The sequence below is a fragment of the Paraburkholderia metrosideri genome (assembly GCF_904848625.1).
In the GTDB taxonomy this organism is placed as follows: domain Bacteria; phylum Pseudomonadota; class Gammaproteobacteria; order Burkholderiales; family Burkholderiaceae; genus Paraburkholderia; species Paraburkholderia metrosideri.
Window position 1 is genome coordinate 571,733 of record NZ_CAJHCP010000003.1, and the last position, 13,515, is coordinate 585,247.

The 13,515-nt window shown below is 62.5% G+C and carries 10 protein-coding genes; 4 read left to right on the top strand and 6 right to left on the bottom strand.

What is annotated here, in order from left to right; translation table 11 throughout:
- Positions 1 to 48: 48 nt before the first annotated feature.
- From LMG28727_RS08305 to LMG28727_RS08320, 4 genes are all read right to left on the bottom strand, one after another.
- A complete protein-coding gene (locus LMG28727_RS08305; protein ID WP_201641807.1) occupies positions 49 to 1,188 on the bottom strand; it encodes a polysaccharide biosynthesis/export family protein in 1,140 nt (379 codons plus the stop codon).
- A gap of 70 nt (positions 1,189 to 1,258) precedes the next feature.
- Positions 1,259 to 2,644, bottom strand: coding sequence for an undecaprenyl-phosphate glucose phosphotransferase (locus LMG28727_RS08310; protein ID WP_201641808.1), 1,386 nt, complete (start codon positions 2,642 to 2,644; stop codon positions 1,259 to 1,261).
- Positions 2,645 to 2,698: 54 nt separating this feature from the next.
- Complete coding sequence (locus LMG28727_RS08315; protein WP_201641809.1) at positions 2,699 to 4,249, bottom strand: mannose-1-phosphate guanylyltransferase/mannose-6-phosphate isomerase; 1,551 nt, start codon at positions 4,247 to 4,249, stop codon at positions 2,699 to 2,701.
- A 77-nt stretch (positions 4,250 to 4,326) separates the two neighbouring features.
- Complete coding sequence (locus LMG28727_RS08320) at positions 4,327 to 5,334, bottom strand: GlxA family transcriptional regulator (protein WP_201641810.1); 1,008 nt, start codon at positions 5,332 to 5,334, stop codon at positions 4,327 to 4,329.
- A gap of 2,096 nt (positions 5,335 to 7,430) precedes the next feature.
- Between LMG28727_RS08320 and LMG28727_RS08325 the strand changes: the two genes are divergently transcribed.
- A complete protein-coding gene (locus tag LMG28727_RS08325) occupies positions 7,431 to 8,063 on the top strand; it encodes a LysE family translocator (RefSeq protein WP_201641811.1) in 633 nt (210 codons plus the stop codon).
- Between the two features lie 304 nt (positions 8,064 to 8,367).
- Positions 8,368 to 9,156 carry a sulfite exporter TauE/SafE family protein gene (locus tag LMG28727_RS08330; protein WP_201641812.1) on the top strand — a complete coding sequence of 263 codons (789 nt, stop codon included), beginning with the start codon at positions 8,368 to 8,370 and terminating at the stop codon, positions 9,154 to 9,156.
- Positions 9,157 to 9,268: 112 nt separating this feature from the next.
- On the opposite strand, the gene LMG28727_RS08335 is transcribed toward LMG28727_RS08330, so the two are convergent.
- Together LMG28727_RS08335 and LMG28727_RS08340 are read right to left on the bottom strand one after the other, a co-directional pair.
- Positions 9,269 to 9,517, bottom strand: coding sequence for a hypothetical protein (locus LMG28727_RS08335; RefSeq protein ID WP_201641813.1), 249 nt, complete (start codon positions 9,515 to 9,517; stop codon positions 9,269 to 9,271).
- Positions 9,518 to 9,845: 328 nt separating this feature from the next.
- The gene (locus tag LMG28727_RS08340) at positions 9,846 to 10,193 is read right to left on the bottom strand and encodes a BON domain-containing protein (protein ID WP_201641814.1); all 348 of its coding nucleotides are present in this window, start codon (positions 10,191 to 10,193) and stop codon (positions 9,846 to 9,848) included.
- Positions 10,194 to 10,989: 796 nt separating this feature from the next.
- On the opposite strand from LMG28727_RS08340, the gene LMG28727_RS08345 reads away from it, so the two are divergent.
- A complete protein-coding gene (locus LMG28727_RS08345) occupies positions 10,990 to 12,516 on the top strand; it encodes a TAXI family TRAP transporter solute-binding subunit (RefSeq protein ID WP_201641815.1) in 1,527 nt (508 codons plus the stop codon).
- A 168-nt stretch (positions 12,517 to 12,684) separates the two neighbouring features.
- Positions 12,685 to 13,338, top strand: coding sequence for a 2-hydroxychromene-2-carboxylate isomerase (locus LMG28727_RS08350; protein ID WP_201641816.1), 654 nt, complete (start codon positions 12,685 to 12,687; stop codon positions 13,336 to 13,338).
- The last annotated feature ends 177 nt before the right edge of the window (positions 13,339 to 13,515 follow it).

Below are 13,515 nucleotides of genomic sequence, written 5' to 3' on the forward strand. Positions count from 1 at the left end.
GTTCACCCGCCAAAAACTGCCGGTTATGGGTTCACGCTGCGCGTGCCGTTATTTCGCCAGGATGGCGCCCGTCACAGCCGCATTGATCGCCGGCAACAGCAGGTTCAACACACGATTGAATCGAACCAGTCCACCCTGGCCGACATACACGATGTCTTTCGGCTGAAGCTCGAACTGATTGGCAAGCACCATCGCCACCGGCGAAGTCGCATCGAGGTGATAGATCTGCGGCGTCTCGCTCGTCGAATTGCGGATCACGAACAACTGGCGTGCCGCGGCCGTATTCGAGTCGAAGCTGCCGCCGTCGGAAATCGCCTGCGACAGAGTTAGCGAACCGTTGCGCAACGGGAGCACGGTCGCCGGCTTGTTGACCTCGCCCATCACGTAGACGCCGCTGTCTTCACGCGCCGCCACCCGCACCAGATCGCCCGGCTTCAGATAGATTTGCGCCGGATCGTGGCCGCGCTTCACCAGATCGTCCACGTTGAGCGAATAGACGGTGCCGTTGCGGATCAGCTGGACACGGCTGCGATCCGCTGTCGCGCTAAAGCCACCCGCCTGATTGATCGCCATCATCAGCGACATCGGGATATCGGTCACCGGCTGAGCGCCCGGCGTGTGCACTTCGCCGTCCAGATACACCTGCGAACGGCGGAACGACGCCACCCGTACCGTCACTTCGGGCTTCTGATACACCTTGCTCAAACGGCTGTACAACTCTTTCTGGATCGTCGTGGCGTTCTGCCCCGCCACGTGCAGGCTGCCCGCGTACGGAAACTGCACGTTGCCGTCGTCGTCGATCAGGAACCCGGGGGTTGCATCCGACGGACGCGTGCTTTGCGTCGGCTGCCCAAGCGCGGCAGCGAGTTCCGGGTGATCCCAGACGACGATCTGCAGCACGTCGCCGGGTCCGACCTGATACGGCGTCGGCTTGCCGAACAGGCCGAGCGTGTTGTCGGGCACCGTCAACGCCGCCTGATCCGCATTCATCTTGCGCAACAGCGAGAGGTTGATATCGGTGATCTGGATCGTCTGCTGCTGCGAGGCTTCCGTGCTGTAGTCGCCCCCCGTGTCCTGAATCGTGGCGGGCGTGACCATCCGTTGACCGGGAACGCTGCCGCATCCCGAAAGCACAGTCGCAGCAGCGAAAACAAGCAGACTTCCCGTGCGTAGTCCAAGTGAGCTCATGATTTTTACCCTCCGTGCGTCAGGGCGACCATTCTCGGAAGAGGTAGCGCCTGTCGTGTTCTAACTACGTCTAGTAAGCGTTTCGATGCGCCAGTCCCGCCACTATCGTCGCGCCGATAATCCGCATATCGAGCGCGAACGACCAATGGCCCAGGTAGTACAGGTCATGTTCCACGCGACGTTCCATCTTCTCGATGCGGTCGGTTTCGCCCCGAAAGCCGTTTATCTGCGCCCAACCCGTAATGCCCGGCTTGATTCGATAGCGATTGATATAGCCCGCGACCACTTTCTGATAGAGGTCGTCGTGCTCGAGTGCGTGTGGACGAGGGCCGACCACCGACATGTCACCACGCAAAACGTTGAAAAACTGCGGCAGCTCGTCGAGGCTCGTGCGGCGCAGGAAGGCACCCACTCGCGTCACGCGCTTGTCGTGACGCGTGGCCTGGCTGAGCGTGCCTTTTGCTTCGGTATGCAGACGCATCGAACGGAACTTGTAAATCGTGAAGATCCGCCCGTCCGCTCCCTTGCGCTTCTGCCTGAACAACACGGGCCCGCGCGACGAGCACTTCACCGCGATAGCGATACCGAGCAACACCGGCGTGAGGCTGATCAGCGCCGCCGCCGCGAACAGGCGGTCGAAAATCTCTTTTTTCAACATCGAACTCGCGGACAGCGGCGAGGCGACCAGATTGATCGCTGGCACGCCCAGCAGGTCCACCACGCCGCTGCCTTCGAACAGCGCGTGACTGCGAACATCGGGCACGAAGCGGATGTTCACCAGATCGTCGCGAAACTCGCTGATCAACGCGCAGATCAACGGCTCCTCGCTCAGCGAAAGCATCAACCAGAGTTCGTGGACATCGTTGGTACGAATGTAATCGGCAAGCGCATCGACGTTGTGGAACACCGGTGCCCGCGGGTTCGTCACCGACGACGCGTCCGGCATCGTGTTGAAGATTGCAGTCGCCCGAAAACCCGCGGTCGGCGCGGATTCGATCCGGCGAATGATGGCGTCGCATTGCGAGCCGCTGCCGACGATCGCGACCTGATGCAGGTTCATTCCGGCGCCGCGCGCGCGCGCCAGCACCGCATGCGTGATCAGCCGGTACGCTATCAACATGCCGCCCGTGGCCGCGGTCCAGTATGAAAACCACAGCCGCGACACGGCATCGCTGCGATGCAGCGAATACATCAATGCCAGCGCGCAGCACTGCACGATCAGCCATGCGAGCGAGATCTGGCCCGCCAGCGCCAGCTTGGAGCGGCCGCGCCACGATTCGTAGACACCGAACGCCGGAAAGATGGCCAGTGCGAACGCGGCGGAAAACATCGCCAGCGCCCAATAGAAACCCGATTGAGCGAGATATTCGAAACGGACCTGCGACGCCGTCGCAGCACCCGTCAACACCAGCGCGACGTCGAAAATTCGCGCGAGCAAATCCTGAAACCTGCGCATTTTGCTTACCTCGTTCTTGCCAAATCTGGCCGCGAATGGATGGCGGTGGACTGCTTACGGGCAACGGCCGTAGTCGTCGTTGAATCTCACGATGTCGTCCTCGCCTAGGTACGCACCTGACTGGATTTCAATAATTTCGAGCGGCACCTTACCGGGGTTTTCGAGCCGGTGGCGAATGCCGAGCGGAATGTAGGTCGATTCGTTTTCACTCAGCAGAAACTGTTCGTCGCCGCGCGTGACGCGCGCCGTGCCGCGCACGACGACCCAGTGCTCGGCGCGGTGGTGATGCAGTTGCAGCGACAGTTGCGCGCCCGGCGTCACGACGATGCGCTTGACCTGAAACCGTTCGCCGTGGTCGATGGAATCGTAAAAACCCCACGGGCGATGCACCTTGCGGTGCGCATTGGCCTCGGGAGCCTTCTGCTCCTTGATCCGCGCCACCAGCCCCTTCACGTCCTGCACTCGCGAGCGGTCGACCACCAGCACGGCGTCGGCGGTTTCGACCACCACGACATTGGTCGTGCCGACGCAGGCGACCAGCCGCCCCTCGGAATGCGCGTAGCTCGACACCGCACCTTCGAACGTGACCCGGCCGCGTCCGGCATTGCCGCTGGCGTCCTTGTCCATCGCGGCCCATACAGCGTCCCACGAACCGAGGTCGGACCAGCCGGCGTCCAGTCTGATGACCACGCCCGACGGCATCGGCGCCGGATTGCCGGCAGCCGTGTTGTCTCGCGCGGCTTCGGTGAGATGCTCCATCACCGCGTAATCGATCGAATCCGGCAGCACATCGAGGAACGCATCCTGCTGCGGGCGGAACATCGCACCGTCGACGCTGCCGCCCTCAAAGGCGCGCTCGCACGCTGCGCGCATCTCGGGCTGCAGACGTTTCAATGTGTCCAGCCACACGCTCGCGCGCACGATGAAGATGCCGCTGTTCCACCAGTACGTACCGGCCGCGAGGTACTGCGCGGCGATTTCTTCTGCAGGCTTCTCGACAAAAGCGTCGATCGCATGAGCGCCGTCGCCCAATGCGGCGCCGGTGCAGATATAGCCGAAGCCGGTGTCCGCGCGCGTGGGCGGCACACCCAGCGTCGCAATCGCTCCGCGCTCCGCATAGCGCGCGGCGGATTCGAGCGCGCCTTGCAACGCCGCGAGGTCGCTGATCGAATGATCGGCCGGCATCACGATGAGAATCGCGTCGCTGCCGTCCGAGCAGGCAAGCGACGCCGCCAGTGTCAAAGCGGGTGCCGTATCGCGGCGCGCGGGTTCGACAACCAGACGCGTGGCGACGCCGTTTTCGTGCAACTGCTCCGCAATGACAAAGCGATGTTCTTCGCCGCATACGATGATCGGCGCGGAGTCCACGTTCCAGTTGGCAGAAAAGCCGTCCATGCGACGCGCGGTAGCCTGCAGCAAGGAGTCGGAGCCCACCACGTCGATCAGTTGCTTGGGAAAATTTTCCCGCGACACAGGCCACAGCCGCGTGCCCGACCCGCCCGCCAGGATGACCGGGACGATGCGCGTGCAACGCGCGCCAATCGCTCCGGCTTCTGCGTCGTCCGGTCCAGACGACGCAGCATTTCCCGATCCCTGAATCAACATATTCGGATTCCTTATAATCCACGACAGTCACACTAATCGAACACCCGACACCATCTGGTTTGCGCCGTGGGCTGACGCTATTCCCGCTGTTCGTCCGCCACGCGGCGGCTTTGAATCCTGAACTCAGTGGGAGAAATTCTCATCCGCTTGCGGAACACCTTTGCAAGCCGGTCGCCGTTGCCCATCCCGGTGCGCCGGGCAATCTTGTCGACGGGCAACTCCGACTCGGTCAACAGGCTGCACGTCACCGCGAGCCGTTCGTGCAGCAGAAAGCCCGACGGCGTAATGCCCATTTCCATCTTGAAACGACGCAGAAAATTGCGCTCGCTCATCGTGGCGAATTGCGCCGCGTCGGCTATCGAAATGGGCTGCTGGCAGTTCTCCTGCAGCCAGCGAGCCGCCGCGCGCACTTTATCGCCGGGACTCTGGCCGCCGTCTTCGCTCAACAGCAGCGCGAGATTCAAGCACGAATCGGCGAGCAATCGGTCGGCCACCGAACGCGCGATCGCGACGCCGAGATCGCGTTTGATCATCGACAGTACGCTACGCATGGATGCGAGCCGGTCGCTTGCATCGTCGACCGACTCGGCCTGTCCTACCCCCAGCGCCTGCTGGGCAGCCGCTTCGCCTTCCCTGGTATCAGATTGCTTCGTATCAGACGCGTAGGCCGCCTGCAGCAACTCCCGACCGTCCGCGATTGGACGGATCAGGCCGGTGTTATGCCGGATACGGCGCAGCCATGCGGTGAGTCGTTCGTCGCGGGCGGCGGTGGGCGCACCCTTGCCGCCTGCCAGGTATAGCGCGTCGAAACCGTTGTCATGCCTCGCATCAAGTCCGTCTGTCCATACCCGCATTCCGGACGACGAGGTCACCGTGCCGCCATTGGCCGACAAAAAGGTAACTTCGTACAAGCCGGCGCCCGGGTCGGACGCTGTCAGTTCGTTCGCCGCCTGAAAGAGTTCTGCGACGGCGCCAGCGCCTTGCAGCGAACAGTCGTTGAACAGCAGTATCGCGATGCGACGCACACGTCGGTTCGGAGCGTGCACCCAGCGCAGTATTGCAGACTCGGGACTCGCGCAGATCATGATTATCCTTTCAACGGAAAACAGAGAAACTGGTGATTTTTTACCGCTAGAGAAGAGTTCGCTCTGTGCGGTGCATCATAGTGGCGGACATTAAGTGTTTATCCGCCAGTTCCGGAAGTACCCTGATACCGTGACCGCACGCAATCCGCGGTCGACACTGCGCCACACTCGATTAACCGGCGACGATTCCGTCTCAATGAGTCGGCATTTCGCGAATCTTAATGCAAAAGAAACGCTTATTGCGTACGGCAGCGCACACTGTACGACCACTCGAAAGTGACCTTCATATTATGTATTTAAAGCAGCAATCACGGCGCATCAGGTCGATTCATCCAGCTTAACGCGAATATTGAGTATAATTTGCTTTCAAGGTACGCTCTGCAAATGGCCGGCCGGACTCGCAGCCATTTCAAGGCTTTAGAAAATTTGCATGAGAAATGGACAATTACCGAAATCAATCTGAAAGCATAAGATATTATTAATTATCGAAAACCAGTACTTTGTATTTGCAGTTGTGCATTAGCGTTGCAGATATGAAACATGAAAATCAGACAACCCTGGCCGCGCTACCGAATGACCGGCAGGAAGGATTTGCTAGCTTATTGGCTGTCAATTCCGCATGGACCGGTGGGATTCGAACAATAGAGTTGGGCGCTCCAGCTTGCCCGCATGCGCAGAACCGCCGTCCTGACCAATTGAATCAACGCATGATCGTGTGGCTGCCCGCACCACGCGACGCTCAATCTCGATTCACCATACGAAGACCGTATTTCAGAGCCATGTCGGGGACAATGAGCGCGGCGAAAAATGACGTGCTGACCGAGCCGCGTACTAGTTGCGGCGCGTGCTAGCGCACAAAAGGCCGCCTCGAGACGAGCTAACATGCGGCAAGAAATCCGGAAGCTGCATCTATGAACGGCCTTTCATGGTTAATGTTGACCCTCGCCTCAATAATCGGCGCGCTCTTTCTTGCGACGACCGGCGTCATATTGCTCGCTCTGCTCCTCGGAAACATATCCAGCCAGCTTACCCGGAATGACGATTATGGCGATTATCGGGACTGACTATTAGACACCGTCGTGCGGACGCGTCCCCCATTAGAGTTTCTGCAAAATATCACTCGGTAGGACAAGTGCGTCTTTTGCGTAAAGTCCGTCTGAGGCCCGCGATTTCGACCATTCGGATCATGGGCGATGCCGGCGAGTGCATCGGGGCCGGCTTGCGCAATGCAGTGCGGGAAGGTCAAGGGTCAAAAATAGCAGAAACCCGCCGCCAACGGCGAAATCAGCGCACAATCCCGACTGTCGCTCCTCCGGGGAGCGAACCATCTATTGGGAGCCCGTCATGGCAAAAGGTCAAATGCGCAGTAATCGCGAAGTCAAAAAGCCGAAGCAGGAGAAGAAGCCGCAACCTGCTACTTCGCCATCGGGCGCGCCGCCCATTCGAGTAGCACAGACTGTATCGGCGACACAGAAGAAGCACTAACACCGAGAGGGCCCGCTGTTTTCAGGCGGCCCTGTTTTATTCCGGCTGCGGACATCGCGCGGGAAATAAAAACGAATAAGGCTTCGACGCCAAAGCGGCTCACATATCCTGAGATCACAAGCTTGGCAAACGTCGCTGAACTACGCCTGCACCAGTAAGCGAATCCCACTGTACGAGCGCTAATGCCTGTCGGAAACGACTCCGCCAGATCTGCGCGATAGCTGCAGGAATGATGTTGCCTCGCCAGCGCCACGCACACTTCAGGTTTCACGAACCGCACCCAACGTCTCACGCCCGTTCGCTGACTGCAAGCCCGCAGACCGCATCTCCCGCCTGGCAGACGATCACCGTCTCGCGCCCGAAGCGCACACGGCTCGCGCATCGCGTGGGGCGGAGTCCTGTAGCGGGGTTGTTTGCCGGAGCGCTTTATTTCGTTACCGCTCGCCGCCGTGTTGAACCAAGCGACGTCTGCTTGTCCGGTCTTGTCTGGTTTTTTCGGTGTGGCTATGCTCAGGGGCTTGCTGGCGGCACAGCCTCCTCTCCGTCGCCAAATAGCAAGTACAGAATAGAAATACAAAGAGCCTCCCGACCAAACGAATCAAGGGCCTCCCATGTCCACCACCAGTCTGTTCTTCACCGCCGCGGGCGTCGGCCTCGCGATTGCCGCGCCGGTCGGTCCGATGGGTATGCTGTGCATCCGCCGCACGCTGAGCGGCGGTCCGCGAGCGGGCCTCGCCATTGGCTTCGGCATTGCGACCGGCGACGCCGTCTACGGTTTGATCGCGGCGCTCGGTCTGGTCGGCATCTCGCAGTTCATGCTCGCCTACGACCGCCCGTTGCACCTGATCGCCGGCCTGTTCCTGCTGTATCTCGGCGTGCGCACGCTGCTGCAAAAGCCCGCCGCCGACACCACCAGCGCCAGCGGCGACGGCGACGGCCAGCTCGCTCAGGTCGGCCGCGCCTACGCGAGTTCGCTACTTCTCACGCTGACCAACCCCCAGACCGTCATCATGTTCGCCGCGCTGTTCACGACGCTCGCGCCGCGCGGCGCGTTCTCGTCGGCGATCGCGCTGACCACGGTCGGCGGCGTGTTCTGCGGATCGATCGCGTGGTGGTGCTTCCTCGTGACCGTGGTGTCGCTTGCGCGGCATGCGATCGGCAGCAAGCTGCGCGTCGCGATCGACCGGATCGTCGGCTTCACGCTGGCCGCATTCGGCGTCGTTGAAATCCGCCGCGCGCTTTAGACAGGACCGGCGGCGGATGGCCGCCATCGGCAGAAACCGGCAAAAAGAGGCGGTGGGCGGCGCATCGCGCGCGGCCCCGTTGAGCGTGTGTTGTACGCAAGCGCAGTAGTTTTGCGACAATAGCGGCTTTCGCCGCTCCGCGGCGGGCCCGTGGAGCGCTTGCGGCGACGTCCCCGCCGCGCCCCAACGAAGCGCGCACGCGGACGTCGGCCCGAATGGCTCTGGCAGCCAACCGGCCGGCCAGCCCGATGCGTGCGATCCGCGCACTTCGTTCAACCCCACCCGACCGTCAACGGTCCGCTCAATGGCACTTCCCCACATCGATCTGCTGTACTCCGTCTCCGGCCTGTTCGTCGGCTTCCTGGTCGGACTGACGGGCGTCGGCGGCGGCTCGTTGATGACACCGATCCTGGTGCTGCTGTTCAACGTGCATCCGGCCACGGCGGTCGGCACCGACCTGCTGTACGCAGCCGCGACCAAGGCGACCGGCACGCTCGTACACGGTCTGAAAGGCTCGGTCGACTGGCAGATCACGCTGCGCCTTGCCGCCGGCAGTGTGCCTGCGGCCACGATCACGCTGATCCTGCTGCATCGCTATGGGATGGACACGCCTGGCGCAAGCCGGCTGATCCAGGTCGTGCTCGGTGCGGCGCTGTTGATCACGGCGGTAGCGCTGGTGTTTCGTCCGCAGCTCGCGGCGCTCGGCGCACGCCGTCAACGCGCACCGAAACACGGCCGCACGCTGGCGCTGACCATGCTGACCGGCGCAGTGCTCGGCGTGCTGGTATCGCTGACATCGGTGGGAGCCGGCGCGATCGGCGTCACGGTATTGCTGCTGCTGTACCCGTTGCTGCCGACGACCCGCATCGTCGGATCGGACATTGCGCATGCGGTGCCGCTCACCTTGCTGGCAGGCGCGGGGCACTGGCTGCTGGGTTCGATCGACTGGTCGATGCTGCTGTCGCTGCTGGTGGGCTCGTTGCCGGGCATTGCGGTGGGCAGCTATCTGTCGTCGCGCGCGCCGGATGCGCTGCTGCGCAATCTGTTGGCCGCCACGCTCACGCTGGTCGGCGCGCGGCTCGTGCTGGCCTAAGGCTCAAGGCGTCGGCCAGATGCTGGGGTCGGCGCCTCGCCCGATCGCCCACGCGTCGAAAAAAATACTCACGCAGCGGCAACGATGCGCCGCGCCACTCATCACCTGCGGGCTACTTGAAAAAACGGCAGGTCAGATCTGCCTCGAACTGCCGTATCCATTGACCGTGATGGTCGTGATAGGACTGCGCCCAACCGCCACGCCGCACTGTGACAAGACGCTCGTGCGCAGGCTCATCGGACTTCGCGCAGGCACTGATGTCGAAATGCACCGGCGCAAAACCGTGCCGCGCGCAGACCAGTTCGAAAGCCGCCCGATCGCCGATCGGCAGGTCGGTATAGCGCAAAAGCGTGGTTCCCATGATGTTGGCTCCGGTTCCCATGCATCCACAGTACGCTTCGGGACACGTCAATAGTGTGTCATAGCGCACGGACTGGCCGTCGCGGCGCGGACGGCCTGGACGCCACGGTGGCAACCCATCATCCCCGTTTCAAAAAAGCCTGCGTGAAAAAACGGGCCGAAAAAAAAGCTCCGGCGCAGTGCCGAAGCTTGGGGTGCAAACCTGCATCGCGATGGGGCGTTCCGGTGTTTAGCCGGCTCCTCCACCCCGCACCATCCCGATGCCAGGTCCGCCGTCGCCGCCTGCCGGACGCAGCACGGATTCGTGCTGCGTACTCATGACAGACTGATTACTGTTGCATAACGGTCAGCTTGTTCGACACCGACGACACGCCTGCGACACCCTTGGCAGCCGTGCCGGCCGAGTCGATCTGGCCTTGGTCGGGCACTGTGCCGGTCAGCGTCACTGCGCCCCCGCGGGCACGCACGGCGATGTTCGACACGTCGAGACCTTGCGTTTTCGTGAGAGCGGCGCGCACCTTGCGGCCCAGTTGATTGTTCGCCCGCTTGCCGGCCTTGACGTTTGCCGCGGCTGGGGAAACCGTGCTTGCTGCATCGCTTGCCTGCGCGTACACGTTGCACGCCACCACCATTGCTACGACTGAACCCAGCGCTTTCAGAAAACCGACCGATTTCATAGTTTCTCTTCTCCTTGGTTTCACATTGGACCGCATGTAACAGCGGCTTGGCTACGACTACCGGCGACCGCTTGCGGCGCGACAAGGCGCGGCGCAGTGGCGGCCGACATGGCTGCGACACGATGTGCGAGAGGCAGGAGAGACGGGTTGCCATTTGCCGCAAGCAATGGCGGGCATGTCATGCGGCGAAAGAACCCGCCAGCCGCGATGTTTGCCGACGCGCCCGGTTCTTGTCTGTCCTGCCGGGTCGCGCCGCGCAAACGTTGGTTTGCGGCAGCGACGCTCAATTTAATCCAGGCGAGCCTGAAGCGCAAAGGGTTTAGTGGCTTGCGGGAGCGTCGCCGACTGGCGCGGCGGCTTGATTCATGGGGTGTCTGGACCTTGGCCCGCAAGGGACTCGCACTGACCGACATCGCATCCGCGCATCAAGCCTGGGCGGGGTCGCGAGGGTTTCACGCTGCGTTCATACTGGTAGCGCGGGCGCGTCGCTCTGCTGTGCAATGTATGCATACGGCATGCAACGGATGTTCCCGCGATGTTCACGATTTGTTACGGTTTTGTCGGCGCTAGCGGCTGCGTCGCATTCCGCCATGGCGTGAATCTCAGGTACCATCGGCGCGACGCGCGCTGGCGCTCTGGCTCGTGACATGGCTCGTCGCCTGGCGCGACCCTCCACAGCGGTCAGCCGTTCTGGCTGCATGGCGAGCGTGCTACGGCTGCATCGCCAGATGCATCAGGTTCGCGCGCTGCAATCGCTGTCCCCGTTCACTTTCGACCGTCGCCGTCACGTCATCCGATGAAGCCAGCTACCGGCCGCAAACGCCCTCCCCGTCTCGTTGCCCGCTTCGTCGCGATCTCCTGGCGCGATCTGGCGGTGTCGTTCGGACCGATCCTGCTGCTCGTCATCGTGGCGATCTGGGTCGCCGTGCGGCTCATCCAGCCCGCGCCGCCGAACACGCTGACCATCAGCGCCGGCCCCGAAGGCAGCACCTTCTGGAATGCCGCGCAGAAGTACAAGACCATCCTCGCGCGCAACCGCATCACGCTGAATGTGTTGTCGTCGGAAGGCTCGGTGGAAAATCTCAAGCGGCTGTCGGACCCCGCCTCGAAGGTCGATGTCGGCTTCGTGCAGGACGGCATCTCGCCGGGTCCGCCGGTCAAAGGGTTGATGTCGCTTGGCAGCGTCGCGTATGTTCCGCTGGCGATTTTCTATCACGGGCCAGCCGTCATGTGGTTGTCCGAATTCAAAGGCCAGCGGCTGGCCGTGGGCGCCGAAGGCAGCGGCACGCGCGAACTGGCGCTCGCGCTGCTGAAGGCCAACGGCATCGTGCCGGGCGGTGCGACCCGGCTCCTGCCGCTCTCCGGCGACGACGCCGCCGAAGCACTCGTCTCCGGCAAGGTCGACGCAGCCTTTCTCGCGGGCGATTCCGCGCAACCGGCGGTGATGGGCAAGCTGTATCGCACGCCGAACGTGCGCTTCTACGACTTCACGCAGGCGGAAGCGTACACGCGCCGCTTCCCCTATCTGACCCAGCTCAGGATGCCGATGGGCGCATTCGACCTCGGCAAGAATCTGCCGTCCGCGTCGATCAATATCGTGGCGCCGACCGCCGAGCTGGTCGCGCGGGACTCGCTGCATCCCGCGCTGTCGGATCTGCTGATCGAAGCGGCGCGCGAGGTGCACGGCGGCCCGAGCATCATGCAGCGCGCCGGCGAATTTCCCGCACCGCTGTCGCATGACTTCCCGATCAGCGACGACGCCGCGCGCTATTACAAGTCGGGCAAGAGCTTCCTCTACCGGACCCTGCCGTTCTGGATCGCGAGTCTCGCCGACCGGCTGCTGGTGGTCGTCGTGCCACTGATCGTGTTGCTGGTGCCGGCGTTGCGGATCGTGCCGGGGCTGTATGCATGGCGGGTGAAGTCACGGATTTATCGGTGGTATGGCTCGTTGATCGCCATCGAGCGCAGCGCGCTCAGCGAACATTCGGCTGCCGAGCGCGCGTCGCTGATCGAGCGGCTCGACGAGATCGAAGAGTCGGTCAACGGGCTGAAGATGCCGCTTGCGTATGCGGATCAGTTTTACGTGCTGCGCGAGCATATCGGCTTCGTGCGTCGGCGGCTCACCCAGGCACGCGACACACAACCGGACGACGCCGACGACGCGGCCGCAGATCCAGACGCCGGACCTGAAAACGGTCCTGACGATGACGGCGGCGGCTCGGGCACGCACCACGGGCCGGACAACCCGCGCGCCAGCCGCGCGCACCCCAACCCCGCACAGGACCGGCACGGGAAAGCACCGAGCCCGCCACGCCTGCGATGAACGAGCCGCTCGACACGAGCGCCGCCTCCGGCTCCGCCGGTACGCCGAACCCCACTGACACGAAAGCATTTTGACGGGTGCAAGCGACGACCGCACCGCGTAAGATCATTACAATTTCGACGGTATGACAGACACACCGTCCGAAAACAGGCAATCCGGGAGACATTTATGACCGCTGGCATCGACGCCACGCAACCGCTGTGGTTTTACGACTTTGTCTCGCCTTTTACTTACCTGTTGCTCGAGCAACACGACAAATGGCCCGGCTTCGATTTCGCGTTCACACCGGTGGTGCTGAACGACCTGTATGAGCATTGGGGTCAACGACCCGCGTACAGCGTGCCCGCGAAGCGCATCTTCATGTACCGCCACGCGCTGTTCCGCGCGGAGCAACTGGGCATTCCGTACAAGATGCCGCCGTCGCATCCGTTCGATTCGACCAAGCCGATGCTGCTCGCCACCGCCGCCGCGAACGGCGACATCCAGTTCGTGCGCGAGATTTTCCGCTTTATCTGGCGCGAGGGCCGTGATCCGTCCAGCGACACCGCGTTCGCCGAACTGTGCGATCGGGTTGGTGTGCCGGACGGTCCCGAACTGATCAAAAGCGAAGCGGTGCTGGCGCAACTGAAGCGCAACACGGCAGATGCGATCGGCCTGGGCGTCTACGGCGTGCCGACCTTTCGCCTGAACGACCAGCTGTTCTGGGGTGAGGACGCGCTGCCCATGGTGCTGTACTGCGCACGTACGCCGAACTGGCTTGAATCGAAGGAAGTGAAGCGGGTCAGTTCGCTGCCAGCGGGGTTGCTGGGCACGGCGGCCTGAGTCACGCGTGAGGTCAGGCGTCAGGCGCGGCGCCAGCGGCCGGCTTGCGATCCGGCAAGCTGAAAGGCAGTCGCGCCCGCCTGACCGCAGCCAAAAAAAGACCCGCTGATGCCGGTCATACCGTAGCCGCTATGCCGCTACACCGCAAACGGGCCTAAGGTTATAAACTTTTGCGCC

Coding starts and splice junctions, on each gene's coding strand:
- LMG28727_RS08345 (WP_201641815.1), top strand. CDS start 10,990: ATGAAGCCAGCTACCGGCCGCAAACGCCCTCCCCGTCTCGTTGCCCGC.
- LMG28727_RS08340 (WP_201641814.1), bottom strand. CDS start 10,193: ATGAAATCGGTCGGTTTTCTGAAAGCGCTGGGTTCAGTCGTAGCAATG.
- LMG28727_RS08325 (WP_201641811.1), top strand. CDS start 7,431: ATGTCCACCACCAGTCTGTTCTTCACCGCCGCGGGCGTCGGCCTCGCG.
- LMG28727_RS08305 (WP_201641807.1), bottom strand. CDS start 1,188: ATGAGCTCACTTGGACTACGCACGGGAAGTCTGCTTGTTTTCGCTGCT.
- LMG28727_RS08330 (WP_201641812.1), top strand. CDS start 8,368: ATGGCACTTCCCCACATCGATCTGCTGTACTCCGTCTCCGGCCTGTTC.
- LMG28727_RS08335 (WP_201641813.1), bottom strand. CDS start 9,517: ATGGGAACCACGCTTTTGCGCTATACCGACCTGCCGATCGGCGATCGG.
- LMG28727_RS08350 (WP_201641816.1), top strand. CDS start 12,685: ATGACCGCTGGCATCGACGCCACGCAACCGCTGTGGTTTTACGACTTT.
- LMG28727_RS08320 (WP_201641810.1), bottom strand. CDS start 5,334: ATGATCTGCGCGAGTCCCGAGTCTGCAATACTGCGCTGGGTGCACGCT.
- LMG28727_RS08310 (WP_201641808.1), bottom strand. CDS start 2,644: ATGCGCAGGTTTCAGGATTTGCTCGCGCGAATTTTCGACGTCGCGCTG.
- LMG28727_RS08315 (WP_201641809.1), bottom strand. CDS start 4,249: ATGTTGATTCAGGGATCGGGAAATGCTGCGTCGTCTGGACCGGACGAC.